Annotated in this window: 20 protein-coding genes; 4 read left to right on the forward strand and 16 right to left on the reverse strand. The window is 68.3% G+C overall.

Going from position 1 to position 20,652, the window contains the following annotated elements; genetic code table 11:
- From FMQ63_RS33675 to FMQ63_RS33720, 10 genes are all read right to left on the reverse strand, one after another.
- On the reverse strand, positions 1-327 hold a 327-nt coding region (locus tag FMQ63_RS33675; protein ID WP_141276916.1), incomplete at its 3' end, for a S24/S26 family peptidase.
- Positions 328-472: 145 nt separating this feature from the next.
- The gene (hisS, locus tag FMQ63_RS33680) at positions 473-1,720 is read right to left on the reverse strand and encodes a histidine--tRNA ligase (protein ID WP_214424302.1); all 1,248 of its coding nucleotides are present in this window, start codon (positions 1,718-1,720) and stop codon (positions 473-475) included.
- Positions 1,721-1,746: 26 nt separating this feature from the next.
- The gene (gene asd / locus FMQ63_RS33685) at positions 1,747-2,589 is read right to left on the reverse strand and encodes an archaetidylserine decarboxylase (RefSeq protein WP_011553740.1); all 843 of its coding nucleotides are present in this window, start codon (positions 2,587-2,589) and stop codon (positions 1,747-1,749) included.
- A gap of 15 nt (positions 2,590-2,604) precedes the next feature.
- Positions 2,605-3,333 (reverse strand): hypothetical protein, encoded by a 729-nt coding sequence (locus tag FMQ63_RS33690; protein WP_011553739.1) that lies wholly within the window; start codon positions 3,331-3,333, stop codon positions 2,605-2,607.
- 4 nt (positions 3,334-3,337) lie between these two features.
- Positions 3,338-4,120, reverse strand: coding sequence for a metallophosphoesterase (locus FMQ63_RS33695; protein ID WP_225909272.1), 783 nt, complete (start codon positions 4,118-4,120; stop codon positions 3,338-3,340).
- A gap of 27 nt (positions 4,121-4,147) precedes the next feature.
- On the reverse strand, positions 4,148-4,501 hold the full coding sequence (locus FMQ63_RS33700; RefSeq protein ID WP_216609442.1) for a TIGR02266 family protein: 354 nt from the start codon (positions 4,499-4,501) through the stop codon (positions 4,148-4,150).
- Positions 4,502-4,601: 100 nt separating this feature from the next.
- The gene (locus tag FMQ63_RS33705; protein ID WP_011553737.1) at positions 4,602-5,528 is read right to left on the reverse strand and encodes a PfkB family carbohydrate kinase; all 927 of its coding nucleotides are present in this window, start codon (positions 5,526-5,528) and stop codon (positions 4,602-4,604) included.
- Positions 5,529-5,639: 111 nt separating this feature from the next.
- Positions 5,640-7,169 carry an MlaD family protein gene (locus FMQ63_RS33710; RefSeq protein WP_011553736.1) on the reverse strand — a complete coding sequence of 510 codons (1,530 nt, stop codon included), beginning with the start codon at positions 7,167-7,169 and terminating at the stop codon, positions 5,640-5,642.
- 105 nt (positions 7,170-7,274) lie between these two features.
- Positions 7,275-8,012, reverse strand: coding sequence for an ABC transporter ATP-binding protein (locus FMQ63_RS33715; protein WP_011553735.1), 738 nt, complete (start codon positions 8,010-8,012; stop codon positions 7,275-7,277).
- Between the two features lie 41 nt (positions 8,013-8,053).
- Complete coding sequence (locus FMQ63_RS33720; protein ID WP_011553734.1) at positions 8,054-8,869, reverse strand: ABC transporter permease; 816 nt, start codon at positions 8,867-8,869, stop codon at positions 8,054-8,056.
- A 30-nt stretch (positions 8,870-8,899) separates the two neighbouring features.
- Between FMQ63_RS33720 and FMQ63_RS33725 the strand changes: the two genes are divergently transcribed.
- Positions 8,900-9,613: a hypothetical protein gene (locus FMQ63_RS33725; protein WP_011553733.1), complete on the forward strand. Its 714-nt coding sequence runs from the start codon at positions 8,900-8,902 to the stop codon at positions 9,611-9,613.
- Between the two features lie 35 nt (positions 9,614-9,648).
- A complete protein-coding gene (locus tag FMQ63_RS33730) occupies positions 9,649-11,175 on the forward strand; it encodes a hypothetical protein (RefSeq protein WP_026114130.1) in 1,527 nt (508 codons plus the stop codon).
- Between the two features lie 14 nt (positions 11,176-11,189).
- On the opposite strand, the gene FMQ63_RS33735 is transcribed toward FMQ63_RS33730, so the two are convergent.
- The 5 genes from FMQ63_RS33735 to FMQ63_RS33755 are packed head-to-tail and all read right to left on the reverse strand — an operon-like array spanning position 11,190 to position 17,462.
- Entirely contained in the window at positions 11,190-11,894 is a 705-nt protein-coding gene (locus FMQ63_RS33735; protein WP_011553731.1) for an RluA family pseudouridine synthase, read from the reverse strand.
- The gene (locus FMQ63_RS33740; protein ID WP_011553730.1) at positions 11,891-13,330 is read right to left on the reverse strand and encodes a pitrilysin family protein; all 1,440 of its coding nucleotides are present in this window, start codon (positions 13,328-13,330) and stop codon (positions 11,891-11,893) included. Before FMQ63_RS33740 ends, FMQ63_RS33735 begins: the two co-directional genes overlap by 4 nt.
- A gap of 29 nt (positions 13,331-13,359) precedes the next feature.
- Entirely contained in the window at positions 13,360-14,673 is a 1,314-nt protein-coding gene (locus tag FMQ63_RS33745) for a pitrilysin family protein (RefSeq protein ID WP_011553729.1), read from the reverse strand.
- A 27-nt stretch (positions 14,674-14,700) separates the two neighbouring features.
- On the reverse strand, positions 14,701-15,366 hold the full coding sequence (locus FMQ63_RS33750; RefSeq protein ID WP_026114131.1) for a response regulator transcription factor: 666 nt from the start codon (positions 15,364-15,366) through the stop codon (positions 14,701-14,703).
- Positions 15,367-15,368: 2 nt separating this feature from the next.
- Complete coding sequence (locus tag FMQ63_RS33755; RefSeq protein WP_216609440.1) at positions 15,369-17,462, reverse strand: serine/threonine-protein kinase; 2,094 nt, start codon at positions 17,460-17,462, stop codon at positions 15,369-15,371.
- Positions 17,463-17,842: 380 nt separating this feature from the next.
- On the opposite strand from FMQ63_RS33755, the gene FMQ63_RS33760 reads away from it, so the two are divergent.
- The gene (locus FMQ63_RS33760) at positions 17,843-19,552 is read left to right on the forward strand and encodes an HAD-IG family 5'-nucleotidase (protein WP_011553726.1); all 1,710 of its coding nucleotides are present in this window, start codon (positions 17,843-17,845) and stop codon (positions 19,550-19,552) included.
- A 116-nt stretch (positions 19,553-19,668) separates the two neighbouring features.
- Positions 19,669-20,262 (forward strand): Uma2 family endonuclease, encoded by a 594-nt coding sequence (locus FMQ63_RS33765; RefSeq protein ID WP_171452375.1) that lies wholly within the window; start codon positions 19,669-19,671, stop codon positions 20,260-20,262.
- A gap of 9 nt (positions 20,263-20,271) precedes the next feature.
- Here FMQ63_RS33765 and FMQ63_RS33770 read toward each other — a convergent pair.
- On the reverse strand, positions 20,272-20,652 hold a 381-nt coding region (locus FMQ63_RS33770; RefSeq protein ID WP_194866455.1), incomplete at its 5' end, for a class I SAM-dependent methyltransferase.

A 20,652-nucleotide genomic window follows, 5' to 3' on the forward strand; every position in this document is an offset into this window, starting at 1 on the left:
GGACGATGCTCCGCTGGATCCGTCACGGGTGCTGGGGCGGACGCGCCGCACCCGCCCCAGCACCCGTGACGGATCCAGCGGAGCATCGTCCTGGGGTGAGTTGTCGCCTCGCAGCGCCACCGCCCCGGCCTCCCACCGCCGCAGCCGGTGCAGCACCAGGGCATGGTCGAAGCGCGCCAGCAGGACGTCACCAGGTCGCGGAGCCCCCTCCAGCGGCTCCACGCCGGCATGGTCGCCCGAGCGCAGCGATGGCCACATGCTGTCCCCGTGGACGGGGACCCAGCTCAGGGCCGGAGGCACAACGGGGCTGGAAGTGTCGCGCGGCATCGCAGGTCAGTCTAGCCGACCCGACCTGCGCCTGCGAGTTCCCGCGGGCCCAATAGCCCAACGTTTATCAGGGGTTACGCGCCTACCTCAGTTTCTCGGACTTAGCAAGAATCGCCCGGAATACTGCTCTCACCCCCGCAGAACGCTATGCCGAAACGACCTTACGCTCCCGAACCACCCTGGCGACCTCGTCGAGCGCGACGGGGATGGGCTCGCCTCCGGCCATGGGCTTCAGCTTCGCCTGGCCGCTGGTGCGCTCGGCCTCGCCCAGCACCAGGGTGAATTCCGCGCTGCTCTTGTCCGCGCGCTTCATCTGGCTCTTGAGGCTGCCTCCGCGGGTATCGAACTCCACGCGCAGTCCCTCCCGGCGCAGGCGGCTGGCCAGCACCAGGGCAGCATCGTGCGAGCCCGCGTCCGCCACCGCGACGAAGACGTCCGGCCGCACGGTGAACTGCTGGCCGCTCTCTTTGAGCAGCAGCACCAGCCGGTCCAGGCCACAGGCGAAGCCCACCGCGGGCGCGTCCGGCCCGCCCAGGCTCTTCACCAGCTTGTCATAGCGGCCACCGGCGCCCACGGTGCTGGCGGTGCCCAGCGCGGGGTGCGAGGCAATGAACTCGAAGACGGTGCGCGTGTAGTAGTCCAACCCACGCACCATGCGCGGATTCACGACGTGCCGGACGCCCAGCGCCGTCAGCTTCCGCTGCACGTCGTCGAAGTGCGCGCGGCAGGGCTCGCACAGGGACTCCAGCACATTGGGGCCGGCCGCGGCGATGGCCTGGCACTTCTCGTTCTTGCAGTCCAGGACGCGCAGAGGGTTCTTCTCCATGCGCTTCTGGCAGTCCCCACACAGCGCCTCGCGGTGGGCCTGGAGGTACTCCACCAACTTCGCGTGGTACGTGGGCCGGCAGACCTCGTCCCCCAGCGAGTTGATGTTCAGGGTGATGTCCTTGAGCCCCAGCCGCTCCAGGAACTGCACCACCATGTCCATCATCTCGACGTCCTGGGCGCCTTCCTTCGCGCCGTAGGCCTCCGCGCCGATTTGATAGAACTGGCGGTAGCGGCCCGTCTTCATCCGCTCGTAGCGGAACATGGGCCCCGCATAGAACCAGCGCGTGAGCGGCTCCTGATTGGCGATGGAGTGCTCGATGTACGCGCGCGCCGCGGGCGCGGTGCCTTCCGGGCGCAGAGACAGGCTGCGGTCCGCCTTGTCGTTGAAGGTGTACATCTCCTTCCCGACGATGTCGGTCTCCTCGCCCACGCTGCGCACGAACAGCGCGGTGTCCTCCACCATGGGCGTGCGGATCTCACCGTAGCCGAAGCGGCCGAACAGCTCGCGGGCCTGCGCCTCCACGTGCTGCCAGATTTCGATCTCCCCAGGGAGGAGATCGTTCATGCCCTTGACGCCCGCGACCTTCTGACTCACGTGATGACTCCGATTCGCTTGCCCAGCCGAACCACCGCTTCCTCCTGGAGGCTGTCGTCCCAGGTGACGCGCTTGGGCTCGAACAGGAGGATGACGGTGGAGCCCATCTCGAAGCGGCCCAGCTCCCCACCCTTCTCCACCGGCATGGCCGAGCCGTAGCGGTGCACCTTGCCGGGCTGCCCGGTGTGCGTCGTCACCTCGTCGTAGGCCGCCTTGATGCGCGACACGCAGGTGGCACCCACCTTCACCACCGCGCACTTGCCCGCCACGGTGTCCAGGTACGTCACCAGCCGCTCGTTCACGCAGAACAGGGACTGCTTGTTCTTCACCGACGCGGGGTTCACCGGCCAGAACTCACCGGGGATGTACGCGTACCCGGTGATGGTGCCGCCCAGCGGCGCGTGGATGCGGTGGTAGTCGCGCGGCGACAGGTAGATGGTCGTCCAGGCACCGCCGTAGAAGGGCTTGGCGGCCTCGGAATCCCCCAGCAACTCGTCCACCGTGTACTCGATGCCCTTGGCCTGCAGGCAGCGCCCGTAATCCGAATAGCCCACCTGGGACACGCGGCCATCCACCGGGGACACCACCACCTTCTCCCCCGCGTCCACCGGACGCAGGCCGGGCTTCAGGCCCCGGGTGAAGAACTGGGCGAAGGTCGGGTAGTGCTCGAAGGAGTGCTCGGCCTCCTCCATGTCCACGTTGTAGGCCTTGGCGAAGGCGCGCATGGCGGCCTGATGCACCGGCGCGGGCACGGGCAGTCGCGTGGCCATCCCCACCACGGTGGAGAGCGCGGACTTGGGCAACACCTGCATCAACTTCATGAAAGTCTGGTCGTTCATATCGGCGAATCGGTTCTAGCGACCGGCGTCGGTCGCGGGTGCCGGACCGCCGTCGGGAGTGACGGGGACAGTCTGCACGGCACTCTTGGGTAACAGCGTGAGGACCTTCCCCTCTTCAATCAGGAGGAATGAATCCTGATGCTGGGGGTATTCCAGGCGACAGGCGGTGCGGTCGGCGAGCTGCCAGGTCTCCCGCATGCCCCGTCCCTGCACATCGATGGGGGTGCCCCGCTGGAAGCACCCCCGGAAGCCCGCCACCAGTTCGGACGCGGCCGTGCCAGCCTGGGGGCCACCGCCAGCACCGGCATCCGGAGGCCCGGCATCCGGCGCTTCCACCGGAGCCGCGGGAGGCGCCTGCTCCTCGGTGGACGGCGCGGTGTAGGAGCCCGGCGGCAGTTCCCGCGCGCTGGCCACGGCCTCGTCCCGCTCATTGGCGGCCACCGCCATTCGCTGCCGTCCGTCCTTGATGCGCTGGAGCAACTCGCGGGCACCCTCGGCGTCCAGGCTGTCCGCGGGGACGCGCTGGAGTTGCGCCTCGATTTCCCCCACCTGCGGATCCAGGAAGGCGTCATCCAGCTTCTGCGCATACAGCTCGCGGAAGCGGCGGGCGGCCTCTTCGTACTCGGCGGAAGGGGCGGGAGGCTCGCGGCGGCAGGCGGTGGGCGCCAGCGTGAGCAACACTGCGGAAAGGACGCCCACGAGGGGCCTGAGGGACGCTCGGAGGACCAGGGTGCGCACGGACACGGGTTTATGTCATTTCCCCGCGCCTGTCCGCCTTTTGTGCCCCGGAAGCGCGCCTCAGACGCCCAGGAACAGGCGCTTGCCGAAGTTCAGCGCCAGGTCCGCATCGAAGATCTTCTGCGCCGACGTCTCGATGTCGTACTCGACGCGGACGTACTCCACCGTGCGCGCGTCCGTGTCGCAGATGACGAAGCACGCCCGGTTTGTCATAGTCGCGCGGCTGGCCCACGCTGCCCACGGAGATGATGTACTTGTAGCCCCGGCGGATGCCGAACTTCTGGGCCACCACGTCGTTCACCTCACCATTGCCAATGGCGAAGGCGCGGCACAGGTGGCTGTGGCCGATGAACGTCACCTCCGGCAGCTCCGCCACGTAGGGCGTCAGCTCCCGGGCCTGCTCCAGCGCGAAGATGTACTCGTATGCCTTCGGGTCGATGGGCGAACCGTGGCAGAAGCCCACGTCGCCAATCCGGTACGTGTACGGGAGGCTGCGCAGCCAGGCCATGTTCTCGTCCGTGAGGACGTTGGCGGACCAGTCCAGCGCGTGCCGGGCGGCGTCGTAGTAGTACGAGTAGTCCATCCGCCCCGCCACCGCCGCGTCGTGATTGCCCAGGAGCGTCACCTCCGCCACCGAGCGCACCAGCTCACAACACGGGTTGGGCGACGCCCCGTAACCGACGATGTCCCCCAGCGAGACGAACCGGTCCACCTTCTGGTGCTCGGCGACGCGGAGCACCTCGGTGAGCGCCTCGATGTTGGAGTGGATGTCGGAGATGACGGCGATACGCATGCGGGGCCTCGGTCCGGTGGCGTGGGCTCAACCGGCCCAGCCGACCTTCACCTGGTTCTGCTGCTGCTGCGAAATCATCTGGCGAAGCCGTCCCAGGGTATCGCTGTCCAGGGACTCGAAACGCAACCCCATGCCCGCGGGAAGCGCTCGCTCCTCCGCCTCCCGAAGCCACACCACCGTGGCCTGGGCCTGGATGTCCTGGTGGCCCGCGGGAGACAGCTTCACCACCGTACGCGCCCCTCGTGCCAGGGGCGTGCTCGTGCGGAGGAACAGTCCTCCTTCGCTCAAATTCGAGATTCGCGCGTAGAGCGTGACGTTGTCACCCTCGCACCAGCACCGAAGCTGGGTGGGAATCCGCGTGGACTTTCGGTTTTCGCTCAACCCGGAACCTTCTTCCGTCACCCGAATCCACAGCCTAGGGACGGCCTGATTCCACAGTCAAGTTCAAGGGTGGTGGAGCGCCCCACCCTTACCCACGGCCTCATCGCTCCAGGGAGCCCAGGTCGTCGAAGTGGGTCAGCTTCCGGAACTCGGCGAAGCGGGCGTGAATCTCCGGCCGCGTCACCTCGCGCAGGCGCTCCAGGCTGAACTTCTCCACCGTGAAGGAGGCCATGACGCTGCCCATCACCATGGCGCGGCGCAGCAGCGCCTGGTCCAACACGCCACTGGAGGTGGCCAGGGCGCCCATGAAGCCGCCGGCGAAGGTGTCCCCCGCGCCGGTGGGGTCGAAGACCTCGGCCAGGGGGAAGGCGGGGCACGCGAAGATGTGCTCGGCCTCGAAGAGGAGCGCGCCGTACTCACCGCGCTTGATGACCACGCGCTGCGGGCCCATGGCCATGATGGCGCGAGCGGCCTTCACCACGTTGTGCTCGCCGGCCAGCTGACGGGCCTCCGCGTCGTTGACGAACAGGAGGTTGACGCGGGAGAGCGTCTTGAGTAGCGCGGCCCGGCTGCCCTTGATCCAGAAGTTCATGGTGTCGGCGGCCACCAGCTTCGGCGCCTTCACCTGGTCCAGCACCTGCGCCTGGAGCTCCGGGTGGATGTTGCCCAGGAAGACGTAGGGCGTATCCCGGTACGACTCCGGCAGCTTCGGGGAGAAGGCCTGGAAGACGTTGAGCTGGGTGTCCAGCGTCTGCGCCTCGTTCAGCTCGTAGCTGTAGCGGCCCTTCCAGCGGAAGGTGCGGCCCGTCTCCCGGGTGAGGCCCTCCAGGTCGATTCCCCGTCCGCGAAGGAAGTTGAGGTGCCCTTCGGGGAAGTCCTCGCCCACCACCGCCACGACACGCGCGGGGCTGAAGAACGAGGCCGACGTAGAGAAGTAGGTGGCCGAGCCCCCGAGGATGTCCTCCTTCTGGCCGAAGGGGGTTTCCACTGAGTCCAGGGCAACGGAGCCGACGACGAGCAGGGACATGCGAGCTTCCTGGGGGGAGATGCCGTGAACTCAGGCACGGCGCTCCCCTGGGCCCCGTGCCCGTGCCGGGTACGTCGTTTCCCGTTTTCCGTCAAGCACCGAGCGGTGGGTTCAGGGCGTCGGAATGCCTGTCAAGGTGAGGATGGCCTTCAGATCATCATCCGTGAAGAACAGGCCGCCGCCCACGAAGAAGTCGCGGCCCGCCACCAGGCGCCGCGTCGCCAGGTCCCGCTGCTGCGCGTTGAGCATGTCGTCCATGCCGGCGATCAAATAGAGGTGATCGAGGGGCTGGGCGCGCAGGCTGGCGCGCAGGCGGGGGTAGCGCAGCTCGTCGTCCGCGAAGTTGAAGGCGTCCACCTGGAACCGGAGCGCGTCGTTGAAGAAGTGCAGGTCGGCGCCCACGCCACCGGTGGATTCAATGAGGCCCACGCGCAGGGTGGTGAAATACCAGCGCTTGGCGAACTGCGCGCTGACCTTGAGGCTCTCCTTCGTCACCTTCCGCGTCTGAACGACGGGGTCGCCCTCGGACGGCGGGTTCGTCTGCAACACCTCCGTCGTCACGCTGCCGCGAGGGTCGTCCACCAGCTCCAGCAGGTAGTACTTGTCCGGCTTGGGGATGAGCCGCACGGAGAAGACGTTCTTCGAATTTCCCTGCGCGGCCAGGTAGGTGCTCTGGATGCCAATCTCCGCCTGGAGGTCGGTCAGGCGGGACGTGAAGCGCGACACGTCCTGCACCGTCTCGCGGAGCTCGCGGCCCACGGCCTCGTCGGCCAGCAGCACGCCGGCGGCGCCCTCCCCGTCCCTCACCTTGCGGGTGATCTCCTCCAGGTTGCCCAGCGTGCCGTCCAGCTTCTTGAGCGTCTCCTTGAGGCTGGCGACGGTCTCCTTCACGTCGCCTTCACCCGTGCCCACGATGTTCTTCACGCTGCCGAGCACCTGGCGCACGTCGCGGGTGATGAACTCGATGTTGTCGATGATGCGGGTGATTTCCGCCTGGTTGCCCTGGGTAATGCCGCGCACGTCCGCGGAGATGGCCTCGACGTTGCCGACGATGGTGTCCAGGCGGTCCGCGTTGCGCCGGACCGTGGAATCCACGGAGTCCGACAGCCGCACCAGGTTCTCCACGATGCGCTGGAGCGACCCCGCACCACGCTCACCGCCAAGCACTTCCCGCAGCGCCCCCGTCACCTCCTGGATGTCGGCGGTGATCTGCGACAGCGACTCGAAGACGGCCTCCATGCCCTGGGTATCGACGACGCGGCGGATCTGCCCACCCGACCCCAGGTGGGGGGCGCTCTCCGTGCCGGGGTTCAGGTCCAGCAGGTAGTCACCCAGCAACGATTCCGAGCGCTTGGTGACGACGGCGTCCTCGCGCAGGTCCACGTCGTTGCGAATCTTCAACCAGACCTTCGCCCGGGTCCCCTCGAGCGAGATGTCGTCGATTTCGCCCACCGGGATACCGGCGATCTGCACGCGCCCACGCACGGCGAGGCCGGACGCATCCCGGAAATAGGCCCACACCCTCGTGGATTCGCTGTCGCTCAAACCACCTTTGCGAGCGAACAGGACGAAGGTGACGAAAAAAGCCCCCGCCGCGATGACCAGCAGGCCCACACGAAAGGGCGTGACGAGCTTCTTCACCTGTTGTGACTCCGAGAGCGACCGGCCGGCGCGACTCTAACGTTTTGCATCCTGAGTGCCACATTTTCCTAGGGCCCCTCACCCTCCCGCCACTCCGAGCCCCGGTCAGTTCTTCCCGAACCAGGTCTCCAGGAACACCTTCACCGCGGGGTGATCCGCCTCGCGGAGCTGCTCCGGCGAACCGCTGGCCACGATGACGCCCTTGGAGAGGAAGGCAATCTGGTCCGCCACGTTGAAGGCGGAGGAGATGTCATGGCTGATGACCACGCTGGTGACGCCCAGTTCCTTCTGGGCGGCCAGGATCATCTCGTCCACGTAGTCCGTGGTGATGGGGTCCAGGCCGGTGGTCGGTTCGTCATAGAGCACCACCTTCGGGTCCATGACGATGGCCCGCGCCAGCCCCACCCGCTTGCGCATGCCGCCGGACAGGTCCGCGGGGAACCGGTCCTCGACGTCCTTCTTGAGCCCCATCAGATCCAACCGCGCGCGGACCTTCTGGCGGATGACGTCCTCCGGATCCTTCGTGTGCTCCCGCAGCGGGAAGGCTACGTTCTCGAAGACGGTCATCGAGTCGAACAGCGCGGCGGCCTGGAACACCATGCCGAACTTGTTGCGCACCTTCTGGAGCGACTCGACGCCCATGGGGACGATGTCCTCCCCGTCGATGATGACCTGGCCGCGGTCCGGCTTGAGCAGGCCAATCATGTGCTTCATCAGCACCGTCTTGCCGGAGCCTGATCCGCCCAGGATGACGCAGGTGCTGCCGGCCGGCACGGTGAGGTTGATGCCGGTGAGCACCTTGTGGTCGCCGAACGTCTTGTGCAGGTCGACCACCTGGATCATCGGCGTGCCGGACGCCGGAGCGCTGGAAGCCGGGGGCGACATCAGAAGAAGAGGATGCCCAGGATGAAGTCGAGGATGAAGATGGACAGGGCGCTGGCCACCATCGCCTCCGTGGTGGCCTGCCCCACGCCCTTGGCGCCGCCCGAGGCGTTGAAGCCCTTGAAGCAGCAGATGAGGGACACCGACAGGCCGAACACGGCGCCCTTGAGCAGGCCCTGGAAGATGTCCTCGGGCGCCAGCCACTGCTGCGTCCGGGAGAGGAAGGTTCCGGGGGAGATGCCCAGGCCCCCGACGGCTACCACGTAGGCCCCGCCCATGCCCATGGTGTTGAAGAGCATGGTGAGCGCCGGCACCATGAAGAGGCCGGCCAGCACCCGGGGAACCAGCAGGTACTGCACCGGGTTGACGGCCATGGTCTCTAGCGCGTCCACCTGCTCGGTGACGCGCATGGTGCCCAGCTCGGTGCACATGGCGGAACCTGCCCGCATGGTCACCATCAGCGCGGAGAACACGGCCGCCAGCTCGCGGGTGAGCGTCAGTGCCACCGTGGGGCCCACCAGGCTCTCCGCGTCGAAGAGCTGAAAGGCGGTGGACGTCTGCAGCGCGAAGACCATGCCGGTGAACGTGCCGGTGAGCGACACGATGAAGATGGACCCCACACCCACGAAGTCCAGTTGGGCGAAGAGGTTGACCAGCCGGAAGGGGCGCCGCACGCTCCAGCGGAACACGTCCAGCCCCATGGTGATGATGCCGCCCAGGGTGCTGACAATGTCGATGAGGCCCTGGCCAAAGCGCGTGACGGCCTGGGTGAAGGGCCCGGGCTCGCGTGCCGGCTTGCTGGGGGTCTGCGTGGTCATGCGTTCGGGGCTACTCTTTATGGCGGCCCGGTGGCCGGCACAAGGCCCGGGGAGGCAGGCGACGAAGACACTTCCTCCCTTGGAAGCGATGCCGTTATGTTCCGCGCCCCTTTACTCCCATGCCCGGCGGCGTCCCCTGCCGGGCAGAGAAACAGACGAACGAACATGGCAACTCATAAGGTCGGCGGCGAGGTGGATGCACTCTGTACCCGCTGCAAGCTCACCCTCGCGCACACCATCCTGGCGATGGTGGGAACGAAGATTGCTCGCGTGCGTTGCAACACGTGTGGCGGAGATCACGCATATCGCGCGGCTCCTGGCGCGACGGATCGCCCCGCGTCCAGCACCACCCGCACCGCGCGCTCGTCCTCCAGCAGCAGCTCAAGCGCGTCCAAGGCGGAGAAGGTCATCATCTCCTTCGAGGAGCAGCTCGCTGGAAAGGATGTCGCCAACGCGCCCCGCTACAGCCCGAAGGACACGTACAAGGTGGATCAGGTCATCCAGCATCCCACCTTCGGCACGGGTTACGTGTCGGCCGTTCGCGGCGACAAGGTGGACATCACCTTCCGCACCGACACCAAGACGCTGGTGCACGGCCGTGGTGGCGGCCCGGTGGAGAAGCCGGTCTTCAACCCGCCCAACCGGCAGGTGACCGGACCCGCGGACAAGCCCCTGCCCGTCGGTGACAGCGCCGAGCCGGCGCCCGCTGACGGCGCCGAGCCGCCCCCCGCGTCGGAGGATTGACCGGGGCCGCACATTCATCAGGAGGGGCACGGACGATGACACTGCGCGCGCTGCCCCTCCTGATGGTCCTCGCCATGCCGGTGGCGGGGTTGGCGGCCCCACCTGACGTCACCGTGTCCTGGTCGCCCGAGCGCATCGTGCTCGGCACCAATGCCCCGGTGACGTTGAAGGTCCAGGTCCCCGCCGGCACGGGAACCCTCCACGCCGCGGCATCCACGGGCACCTTCGATTCGAGCCGCGTGGAGCGTGGTGCTGTCCGCCTCTTCCAATGGCGGCCTCCCTCCGTTCGTTATCCACAGGTGGCCGTGCTCCTCTTCTGGACGGACGCGCCCTCTGCGGAAGAGCCGCCCCCAGTGACGGTGGTGCGGCTGCCGCTGGTGGGACTCACGGAGCTCGATGTCGCCACGGCGGCGGGCGCGCGCGTCGAGGTAGAGGTCGCGAATCGTCGCTTCGGCCCTGTTCGGGCGAACGCCCGGGGACAGGCTCGCGTGCCTGTCGAAGTCCCTCCTGGCGTCCGGCAGGCGCGAGTGCTGGCCACGCGAGGGACGCTTCGCACCGACGCAGCCGTTCCACTGGACCCGCCGCCGGACTCGCCGCTGGCCGCGGCACTCACGCCGCCTTCCCTGCCCTCGGTGGAGGGAGGCTGGCTACTGATGGCGGGCGAAGCGCCCCTGCGCGCCAGTGACGTCGACGTGGTGGCGCAAGGCGCGGCGGTCGCTCCTCCCGATGAGGACATGCCGACGTCAGCGGTGGTGGCCCCGACCTCCGATGCCCTGCGGACGACGGAGCCTCTGTCTGATGCGGCGACGCGGACGGCCCCCGCGAGAAGCGGCTCCGCTCCGCCAGCACAGGAGATTCCGACGGAAGATGCGCCCCACTCGGCCGACGTCGGAGCCAATGCCCAGGACGTGCTGCGTGTTCGCGTCGTTCCAGCTTCCGGAGCCAAGCGGGTGAAGGTGCGCGTCCGCCACCGGGACCAGCCGCACGCATCACACACCGAGGCCGGCGTCACCGTGCTGTCCACGTCCGCCACCGCGCGCCCATCCGAGGCGGTCGACACCTGGCGGAGTTCGTTCTTCCTGCTCGCGGGAGGTGTGATCGCGAGTAGCGCCAACACCGGTCCATCGGGCGGTGTGGGCGTCTCGGTCCTCACGCCTTGGTGGAGGCACCGCATCGCGGCGGAGCTGGAAGTCGGAGCCCGCACCGCCATGTACGGTGGCCCGGTCGAGGCGCTCGGAGCGGTCCGCTCGCAGGTGCTGGCCTTGCCCCTGCTGCTCTCCGTTCGCGCGGAGCTCTTCCGCCGCGGCGCGTTCTCGCTCCACGGCCGGGCAGGCGCCGGTCCCGTCCCCTTCCACCACTACCTCTCCAGCGAATTCCAAGGCGAAGTGAAAGAGAGCAGGGTCTCCGGCATGGGCTTCGTCTCCCTACAAGCGGCCCACCGCTTCGGCCGCTGGAGCGCGTTGGCGGAGGCGCGAGGCGCCTGGGCGCCGGTGCACACGCCCTGGCTGGACAGTCAGCTCGGCGGGCTCGCGATGTACCTGGGCATGAGGTTCGAACCGTGAACCGGCCCTGGGCTTCAAAGTGAAGTGACGGACGCCCGCAGCAACTCACGGGCACGGGCCATGTCCTCAGGCACGGGCGCCTCCACGGCGCGTGCCTCGACACCTGCCAGGGCAGGCCACTCCACACGCGCGGCATGAAGCGGCGTGCGTGACAGCACCACCGAGTCCCCTTCCCCGCCCAGGTCCTTCTCCGTCAGCGGGGCCTCGCGGCCGTACTGATGGTCCACCAGCAGCGGGTGCCCCAGGGACAGCAGGTGCACGCGAATCTGGTGCGTCCGCCCCGTGAGAGGCTCGGCCTCCACCAGGGACGCACGCTCGAAGGTCTCCACGGGCCGCACGCGGGTGCGCGAGGCCTTGGCGTCCGTATCCCCAGGCCGAGCCACGCGCATGCGTCCCTTCCTGCCCGCCACCAGGGGCGCATCCACCATTTGCGGCGCTTCGACCCGGCCTTCCACCAGCGCCACGTAGCGCTTGCGCACCTTCCCCGTCTCGAAGGCACCCGACAGGGCCCGGTGCACCGCGGCGTCCAGAGCGAACACGAGGGCCCCCGAGGTGTCCCGATCCAACCGGTGCACCACGAAGATTTTCTGGCGCCGCTGCGTCTCCAGCAACTCCCGCAGCGAGGGGCCGCCTTCGCGCCCGGGAATGACGAGCATCCCGGGCGGCTTGTCCACCACGAGCACGCCGCCGCCCTCGAAGAGGATGCGGACGTCTGTCACTCGTACTCCGACGCCGGCACCACGGTGATGGGACCCAGGCCCTTGAGCTGCTTCTTCACCGCGTCCGCCTTGCCCAGCACCACCACGGCGGGCGCCTGCGCGAAGCAGTATTTCTTCGCGGCGGCCACGACTTGCTTCGGCGTCACCGCGCGCAGCCGGTCCCGGAACCGCTCCACCCAGTCATCCCCCAGCCCGTGCAGGCGGGCCTCGGCGATGCTTCCGGCAATGGACTCGTTCGTCTCCGTCCGCAGCGGGTACAGGCCGGCGAGGTAGGCCTGGGCATCCGCCAGCTCGCGGGGCTTGAGCCCCTTCTCCCGGACGCCGCCAATCTCCGCCAGCGCCACGTCGATGATTTCGCGCGTGGACTCCGTCTTCGTGAAGGTGGACAGCGCGAAGACGCCGGCCGCGTTCATCGAGTCGAACCACGAGCTGACGCCGTACGTGAGGCCGCGGTTGACGCGAATCTCGTTCATCAGGCGCGAGGTGAATCCACCGCCCAGGGCGATGTTCATCGCCGTGGCCGGGAAATAGTCCTCGTGGCCCATGCGCATGCCGGGGCCGCCCAGCCGAACCTGCGACTGCGTCTGGTCCGGCTTGTCCACGATGATGACCCGCCCACCCAGGGCAATGCGCTCCGGCGCGGGAATGGCCACGGGCGCATCCGGTCCTCCCGTCCAATCAGCGAAGGCGTCTTCCGCCGCGGCAGCCACACGCTGCGGATCCACCGCGCCCACCACGATGAGCATGGACACCTTGGGGCCCATGCGCTCCTGGTGGAAGCGCACCACGTCATCGCGCGTGAAGGTCTTCACGCTCTTCGACGAACCGCCCACGTCGTGGCCGTAGGGGTGGTTGCCCCAGAGCGCGCGGACCATGGCGCGGTCGGCGATGATGGACGGGTCGTCCAGGTCATTGGCGAACTGCGCCAGCTCGCGCTCGCGCGCATCGTCCACTTCGGACTGCGGGAACGTGGGCTCGCGCACCAACTGGCCCAGGATGTCGAGCATCTGTACGAAGTGCTCGGACGGTGTGGTGAGGGCCACCGACAGCGTGTCTTCACTCACACCCACGCCCAGGCTGGCACCGACGAACTCCACCGCTTCGTCGATGGCCTGCGCGTTCAGCAGGCGGGTGCCCCGGCGCAGCAACCGGGCGGTGAAGTCCGCCAGGCCGTGCTTGCCATCCGGGTCGGTGGCGCTGCCCGCGCGAATCACCAGCCGCACGGACACCATGGGCAGGGGCCCGCGCTCGGCGGCGATGACCTTCAGGCCACTGGACGTGGTGCTTTCGTGCAACGTGGGAAGCGTGAGGGCGCTCGTCGTGGCGCGGGGCGCGCCGCGCTTCGGCGAAGCCTTGCGAGCGACGGGGGCCTTGCCGCCGGCGCGCTTCGCCGGACGTGCGGGGGACTTTCGGGAGGGGCTCTTGCGAGAAGCCATATCGGAAGGTTTCCTTGTACGGACCGGGCTCAGGCTTCGGTGGGCGCGGGAACCAGCGTCACCACGGAGCGGTGCTCGGGCGCGAAGTACTTCGCGGCCACGGCCTTGACCTGGTCGTTGGTAATGGAGGTGTAGGTGGAGGGCAGCGTCAGCAACCGGCGCCAGTCACCGAGCAGCGCCTCGTAGTGGCCCAGGGCATGCGCCCGGCCGCTGTTCGTGGCCAGCTCGCGCAGGTGGTCCGAGCGCAGGTTGTTCTGCGCCTTCTGCAGCTCGCGCTCGGTGATGCCCTCTCGCGCGATCTTCTCCAGTTCGGCGTACAGCGCGGCCTCCACCTTCTTCGGGTCGGAGTCCGGCTTCAGGGCCAGGTAGAAGAGGATGGTGCCCGGGTCGATGCGCCAGCTCCAGTCGAGCATCAGCGACACGGCCAGCTTCTGCTCGTACACCAGCGAGCGGATCAGCCGGCTCCCCTCCCCCTTCGTCAGCACGTACTGGATGACGTCCAGCACGAAGGTGTCGTCATCGCGCGAGGCCGGCCCCCGGAAGCCCAGCATCAGCGCGGGGGACTGCGCGGGGTGGCGGACCTCGGCGCGGCGCTCGCCCTTCTGCTCGGGCTCGGAGTTGAGCACCGCCGCGGGCGCGGGGCCCTTGGGGATGCTCCCGTAGTACTTGCGCACCAGCGCCAGCGTCTTCTTCGGGTCGATGGCCCCGACGATGTAGAGCACCGCGTTGTTGGGCGCGTAGTAGGTGCGGAAGTAGTCCTGGCAGTCCTCGCGGCGGATGGCCTCGATGTCCGCCATCCATCCAATGACAGGCCAGCGGTAGGGATGCGCCTTGTAGACGAGCGTGCCCAGCTCCTCGTCCATGAGGCCGAAGATGTCGTTGTCCACGCGGACGCGGCGCTCTTCCTTCACCACCTCGCGCTCGCTGGTGAGCGTCTGCTGGGAGATGCGCAGCGAGCGCATCCGGTCCGACTCCAGGTCCAGCACCGTCTCCAGCGCGTCGGCGGAGAAGTCGTCGTAGTACACCGTCAAGTCCGTGGACGTGTACGCGTTCGAGCGGCCGCCGTTGGACTCCAGCGTCTTGTCGAACATCTTGGGGCCGTACTTCTTCGCCCCGTTGAACATCATGTGCTCGAACAGGTGGCTGATGCCGGTGATGCCGGGCCGCTCGTTGCGGCTGCCGACCTGGAACACGGTGTAGAGACTGACGACAGGAGCCTGGTGGTTGGCGAGCAACCGCACCTGGAGGCCGTTGGGAAGCGTGGCCTCGTGGACGTCGAACAGGGACTCGAGTGCGGGGTCCGCCACGCGAGTGGGTACTTTGCTCGGGGAAGCCTTGGACATAGGACCCCGAACCTAACCAGAGCGTGGCTATAGATCCACGACACCCGCACGCAGGGCCATCACCACGGCCTCCACGTGAGAGTTGACGCCCATCTTCCGGTAGATATGCGACAGGTGCGTGCGCACCGTCCGCCGCTCCAGCGTCATCACGTGCCCCACCTCGGCGTTGGACAGGCCCTTGGCCACGTAGCGCAGCACCTCGAACTCCAGCGGCGTGAGCGCCCAGGGGTTCTCCAGCTTCTTCTCCGCCTGGGTGGACTTCGCCTGAACGGACTGGAAGTAGTTCCAGAAGCGCTTGGCGATGATGGGCTCCAAGACTGTCCCGCCCTCCATCACCTCCTGGATGCCGGAGCGGATCTTCTCCGGCCCCACCCGCTTCACCAGGTAGCCGGAGGCCCCGGCCTGGATGGCCTCGTAGACCTTCGTCTCGTCATCGAAGGACGTGAGGATGAGGATCTCCACCTCCGGGGCGCGGCGCTTCACCCGCTGGGTCACCTGGATGCCGTTGATGCCGGGCAACTCCAGGTCCAGGAGGACGAGCTGGGGGCGGAGCTGGACGATGTCCTCCACCGCGGCCTCCCCTTCCTGGGAGGTGCCTACCACCTCCAGTTCGGGGAAGGTGGCCAGCACCTTCACCAGGTTCTTGAGGAGCTGGGGTTGATCCTCGACGACGAAGATGCGGGTCGGGTCCATGGTCACCGCCTCGGAGACGTGAACGAGTCCACCAGGACCTTGAGGTGCTGCCCCCGCGTGATGCGCAGGTCCAGCTCCTTGGGCTCACCGGTGGCGACGGACACCAGCTTGATGCGCCGGGTGCCCACCTTGACGGGGTATCGGTTGAGGGGCGTACGGCGGCTCAGCCGCTCGCCGTCGACGTAGACGGTCGCCGGCACATTGGTGGTGATGGTGAGATACGCGCGCTGAGACTTCGGGGGAGGCTTCGGCTCGGGGGCCGCGTCCTCCTCGCCCCCTCGCGACGCGGCTTCTGGAGCGGGCGGCGGCGGACGCACTGGCACCGGCACCGGCGGCGCGATGGGCATGGCGGGCGGTGGGCCCACGGGGGCGGCCTCGGCCTTCGCCTCCCGCGGGGCCTCCTCCGGCGCGGGTGCGGAATCCCCCCCGAGCTGCCATGCAGCCACCAGGAAGGTGACCAACCCCACCCCGGCGATGGCCGCCGCGATGCCCAACCGGCGTCCATACCGGTGCTGGGCCACGGACAACCGCTGCTCCGCGCTCACCAGGCGCCGGTGCACGTCGGACGTCGAAGGCAACGCCGGATCGGACGGCGGCATCGCGATGTCGTCACGCGCTCGCGCCGAGGCCGGCTGCACCGCGGGCAACACGTCCGGAATCGTCTTGGGCCCCTTGGCCTCCATGGGGGCGCGGCGGATCCGAGCGCCGCGGCGACCTGGCGCGGAGACGGAGATCGAGCCCTCGTCATCCGCGGCCGGCTCGGGCGCGGAGAAGTCCTCCACGACCTTGAGGCGCGGATTTCGCCCGATGCGGGTGTGGCCGCTCCCTCCCCCCACCGACGACGGCTGGCGGCGAGGCTTCGGCGGAGCGGCGCCCGGCGGCGCTTCCCACCCCTGCTCCAGCGGTCCGGCGGGAGCGGGCCCGGTGTCCTCCCCCGGCGCGGAGGTGGAGTCGGAGGCGGACGCGCGCGAGGGTGCCCGCACCCGCGTGGCCGCGTCCGCCACGTCCCGCTCGTACAGCTCCGGGCGGTACTCCTCGAACGCGGGCTCGGAGGCCTGCTGCGTCTCCGCGTTGGCCTCGTCCTCGGTCAGCGCGCGGCTGTATGGGGCTCGCTGAACCACGGACTTCTCGAGCTCCTCCGCGCGCAGGTCGTCCATCTCCGCGCCGGAGATGGGCTCCAGCGTGAAGGGCTCCTTGAACGGCGGAGGCCCCGAGCTGACGAGGCTCATCTCGTTGGGGAACAGCTCCCGCACGAAGCGGCGAACGTCGTCCGCCGAGGGCATGCCGCCGCTGGCCGCGAGCTGATTGCGAAGCGACGTGGCGAACTCGCCACAGGAGCGGAAGCGGCGCTGGGGCGTGGGCTCCAGTGCGCGGAGGATGAGCGGGTCCAGCCGTGAATTGATGCGCCGGTCCACGCGGCTGGGCGGCGGCAACGCCTCACTGCGCCGCGTGGACACCCCGCCGCTGCCGGGCACCACGGGCTCACGCTGGGTGAGCAGCTCGTAGGCGATGGCGCCGAGCGAGTAGATGTCCGACTGCGCGGAGTGCGGCTCGCCCCGCGTGACTTCCGGCGCGCGGTACGTGCCGCGGCCCCGGTGGCCAAACGACTTGCGCAGTTGGGGCACGGCCATGAGGGCGCGCAGCGCGCCGAAGTCGCACACCGCGGGCAGGCCGTCATGCGACAGCACCACGTTGCCCGGGGTGATGGCGCCGTGCACCACGCCCGCCTCGTGCGCCTGATGCAGGGCCTCCAGGAGCTGGATGATGATGTGGAGCGCCACGGTGGGCGGCAGCACCACGTCCTTGGAGTGCAGGCGCTGGAGCGCGGTGCCCAGGGTGAAGCCGTCCACGTCCTCGCGGACCACGGCCAGGCGCTGGCGGATGACGCCCAGGTCCACGACGTGGAGGATGCCCGGGTGCCGCACGGGCTGGAGCAGCCGCGTCGTCTCCGCCAGGTCATGGGCGTAGGCCGGATCGGACGTCCTGGGGTGGAAGAGCTTCACCACCACGGGGATGCCGGGAAGCTCGAGGCCTTGATACAGCTCGGCCAGCTCCCCGCCTTCCACCTTGCCCGTCAGCCGGTACGTGGCAGTCATCGCTTCTTTCGCGCCGGACGTCGCCGTGTGACGGCGGAAAAGACGAAACCACACCACACGCACGACTCACCGCGGCGGCCACGCGGCAGCTCCAGCGTGCACCCCGGGCAGCGGGGCCGGGCCCGGCCCGGGCGCTCGGCCGCACGCTGGGCGGTTCTTCGCGCGGCGGGCTCGATGGCGGCGACTTTCAGACGCAACCGGGCCTCCAGGCGGCGAACCCGATCTTCGAGCGCGGCGATCCGGGCGGACAGGCGAGCTTGAACCGCCTCGGGGGCCTCCGAGGGCTGTCGTCGGGTGGGCGAGCGCATCGCAGACCCCGAAGCGTGCCATGCCGGCTCCAAACCCCGCAAGGCAAGAGCAGAGCCACCCACACGCGTGTTATGTGTCTGAGTCCCTTGGCACCATCACTTTCCCCGTTCCGTCCCATCCCGGGTGGGCCCACGCCGGACCCGCTTCACGGGAGCTTCCGTTCTCCCCTCAATCGAGCCCGCGCCGAGGACGCCGCGCTGCGAGCCGATGGACTGCTCGCCGACGAGGAACTCACGCAGTTGCTCACGTCGCCCCGCGAGCGCCGGGTGGTGGTGCAGCGGGCGCGGGACATCTTCGTCAACCGCAACCTGCGCATGGCCAGTGTCGAACTGTTCGGCTTCGACATGGATTACACGTTGGCCATCTATCACATGCGCCGGCTGGAGCAGCTGTCGTTCGACATGACGCTGGCGAAGCTGGTGAGCGAGTACGGCTATCCGCCGGTGGTGGGCGGGCTGCTGTACGACCACCACTTCGTGATGCGCGGGCTGGCGGTGGACCGCGTCAACGGCAACATCCTGAAGATGGACCGCTTCGGCCATGTGGGCCGCGCGTACCACGGGCTGCGCCCGCTGAAGCGCGAGGTCTCGCGTGAGCTGTACCGGAACAAGCGCGTGCGGCTGCGCAACCCGCAGTTCGCGTGGAACGACACGTTGTTCGCGCTGCCGGAGACGTGCCTGTTCGCGGGCATCATCGAGCTGCTGGAGTCGCTGGGCCACACGGTGGACTACGGCAAGCTCTACGACGACATCCGGGAGGCCATCGACACGGTGCACCGGGACAACTCGCTCAAGCGCGAGGTGCGCAAGGACCTGGCGCGCTACGTGTTCCTGGACCCGGAGCTGGGACCGGCGTTGCACAAGCTGCGCTCGGGCGGGAAGCGGCTGTTCCTGCTGACGAACTCCGCGTGGGACTACACGGACGCGGTGATGAAGTACCTCCTGGACGGGCAGCTCGCGGAGTACCCGAGCTGGAGGAACTACTTCGACGTGGTGGTGACGTCGGCGGGCAAGCCGGGCTTCTTCACCGACTCGCACCCCTTCCTGGAGCTGGATGCCTCCACGGAGGAAGGCCGCGTGGTGGGCGAGGCCACGTCGCTGGAGCGCGGCAAGGTGTACTCGGGCGGCAACCTGGCGCGCTTCGAGGAGCTGACGGGCTACCGGGGCGAGAACATCCTGTACGTGGGCGACCACATCTACGGCGACATCCTGAAGTCGAAGAAGTCGTCGCTGTGGCGCACGTGCATGGTGGTCCAGGAGATTGAGGACGAAATCACGTACACGGCGACGCGGCAGGAGGAGATTGGAACGCTGTCGCAGGTGGAGGTGCTCCGAGAGCGCCTGGACGACGAGGTGAACCACCACAAGACGCTGCTCAACATCCTGGATCGGCGACTGGAGCGAGAACAGCTGACACCGGACGAGCGGCTGGGCGTGGAGGAGCTCCGCAAGCAGACGAAGGCGGAGCTGGACCGGATGCGGCGGGCCTTGAAAGAGGCCAACGAGGTCGCGGACACGCTCGAGCAGGACGTGGAGGAAGGCTTCAATCCGTACTGGGGGCTGCTCTTCAAGGAAGGCAACGAGAACAGCCGCTTTGGCTACCAGGTGGAGCAGTACGCCTGTCTGTACACGAGCCGGGTGTCGAACTTCCTGCACCATTCGCCCATGCAGTACTACCGCTCACCGCGGGACAAGATGGCCCACGAGCAGGCCGGAGCCCTGTCCGCCCGGCTGTCCCCGATGGGCAGCGAAGGCCCCCCGAAGGGCGCCGGGAACGAGTAGGCCTCAGACGACGTGTCAGACCCTCCCGTAGGATGGGAACCTGTCAGGTAGTCACCCCTGGAGGTCGGGTGCTACCTTGAGGACTTCACAGGTTCCATTCACGGCGAGGTGTGGGCATGAGCAGGGGCAAGAATCGGAAACCAGCGACCTACGAGGACATCGAGCAGCTTCCGGTCGGCTGGGTCGGAGAAATCGTCGACGACTCGCTGTACGCCTCGCCCAGGCCCGCCTACGGGCACCTGCGCGCTGCCGCCCGGCTGACGAGCCTCCTCGCGCATCCCTTCGAACTCTCACGTGAGGGTCCTGGTAGCTGGTGGTTCCTGGTTGAACCCGAACTCCACTTCGCTCGCGATGTGGTGGTGCCCGACGTGGCCGGATGGCGCAGCGAGAGGCTGCCAGAGCCCCCAGACCCCGAGCTGCCCTGGATCAGCACTGCGCCAGACTGGCTGTGCGAAGTCCTGTCCCCCTCCACGCGAAGCCTGGACCGGGTCCGAAAGATGCCGCTGTATTTCCGTGAAGGCGTGGCGAACATGTGGATCATCGATCCCGTTCGCCAGTCCCTGGAGGTCTACCGGCGTGGGACCACGAGCTGGGTCCGGAGCCAGTTGTTCACGGGGAACGTCACCGTGAACGCGGAGCCGTTCGAGGTCCTCCCCTTGGACCTGGGCTTGTTGTGGACGCCGCGAATGGGAGGCACCGTGCAGCCGTGATAGCGGCCCTCACGGCTCGACGGAGGGCCCCACGCGGCCCCAGATGACGTCGGTGAAGCGCGAGCCGGGCTCGTCCTCCAGACCCAGCTTGCGAAGGTCGTCGGTGTACTTCGCGCCCTTCACCACCACCCACCGCCGCGCCACGCGCCGGGCTTCCTCCAGCGTCTCCTGCGTCAGGGGCGCGTGTTCCGCGAAGCGGCGCAGCATGTCGAACGCCGGCTGTGACTTGCGCGGCTTCGCGAACATCGGATCGAAGAAGACAACGTCGAACGCGCGCGACGGCAACGTCTTCAGGTACTCGCGAGCATCCGCATGCACCACTTCAATGAGCCCTGAGTCCTCGCCCAGCGCATAGCGCCGCAGCCCCTCCCCCGCCACCGCCCCCAGCGC

Origin of the sequence: Myxococcus sp. CA005 (assembly GCF_006518205.1) — a bacterium.
Classification (GTDB): Bacteria; Myxococcota; Myxococcia; order Myxococcales; family Myxococcaceae; genus Myxococcus; species Myxococcus xanthus.

Excerpts from the sequence above, each read along its gene's own strand:
- hisS (WP_214424302.1), bottom strand. The coding sequence starts at position 1,720 with ATGAACGATCTCCTCCCTGGGGAGATCGAAATCTGGCAGCACGTGGAG.
- asd (WP_011553740.1), bottom strand. The coding sequence starts at position 2,589 with ATGAACGACCAGACTTTCATGAAGTTGATGCAGGTGTTGCCCAAGTCC.
- FMQ63_RS33695 (WP_225909272.1), bottom strand. The coding sequence starts at position 4,120 with ATGCGTATCGCCGTCATCTCCGACATCCACTCCAACATCGAGGCGCTC.
- FMQ63_RS33705 (WP_011553737.1), bottom strand. The coding sequence starts at position 5,528 with ATGTCCCTGCTCGTCGTCGGCTCCGTTGCCCTGGACTCAGTGGAAACC.
- FMQ63_RS33715 (WP_011553735.1), bottom strand. The coding sequence starts at position 8,012 with ATGATCCAGGTGGTCGACCTGCACAAGACGTTCGGCGACCACAAGGTG.
- FMQ63_RS33720 (WP_011553734.1), bottom strand. The coding sequence starts at position 8,869 with ATGACCACGCAGACCCCCAGCAAGCCGGCACGCGAGCCCGGGCCCTTC.
- FMQ63_RS33730 (WP_026114130.1), top strand. The coding sequence starts at position 9,649 with ATGACACTGCGCGCGCTGCCCCTCCTGATGGTCCTCGCCATGCCGGTG.
- FMQ63_RS33740 (WP_011553730.1), bottom strand. The coding sequence starts at position 13,330 with ATGGCTTCTCGCAAGAGCCCCTCCCGAAAGTCCCCCGCACGTCCGGCG.
- FMQ63_RS33745 (WP_011553729.1), bottom strand. The coding sequence starts at position 14,673 with ATGTCCAAGGCTTCCCCGAGCAAAGTACCCACTCGCGTGGCGGACCCC.
- FMQ63_RS33750 (WP_026114131.1), bottom strand. The coding sequence starts at position 15,366 with ATGGACCCGACCCGCATCTTCGTCGTCGAGGATCAACCCCAGCTCCTC.
- FMQ63_RS33755 (WP_216609440.1), bottom strand. The coding sequence starts at position 17,462 with ATGACTGCCACGTACCGGCTGACGGGCAAGGTGGAAGGCGGGGAGCTG.
- FMQ63_RS33760 (WP_011553726.1), top strand. The coding sequence starts at position 17,843 with ATGTGTCTGAGTCCCTTGGCACCATCACTTTCCCCGTTCCGTCCCATC.
- FMQ63_RS33765 (WP_171452375.1), top strand. The coding sequence starts at position 19,669 with ATGAGCAGGGGCAAGAATCGGAAACCAGCGACCTACGAGGACATCGAG.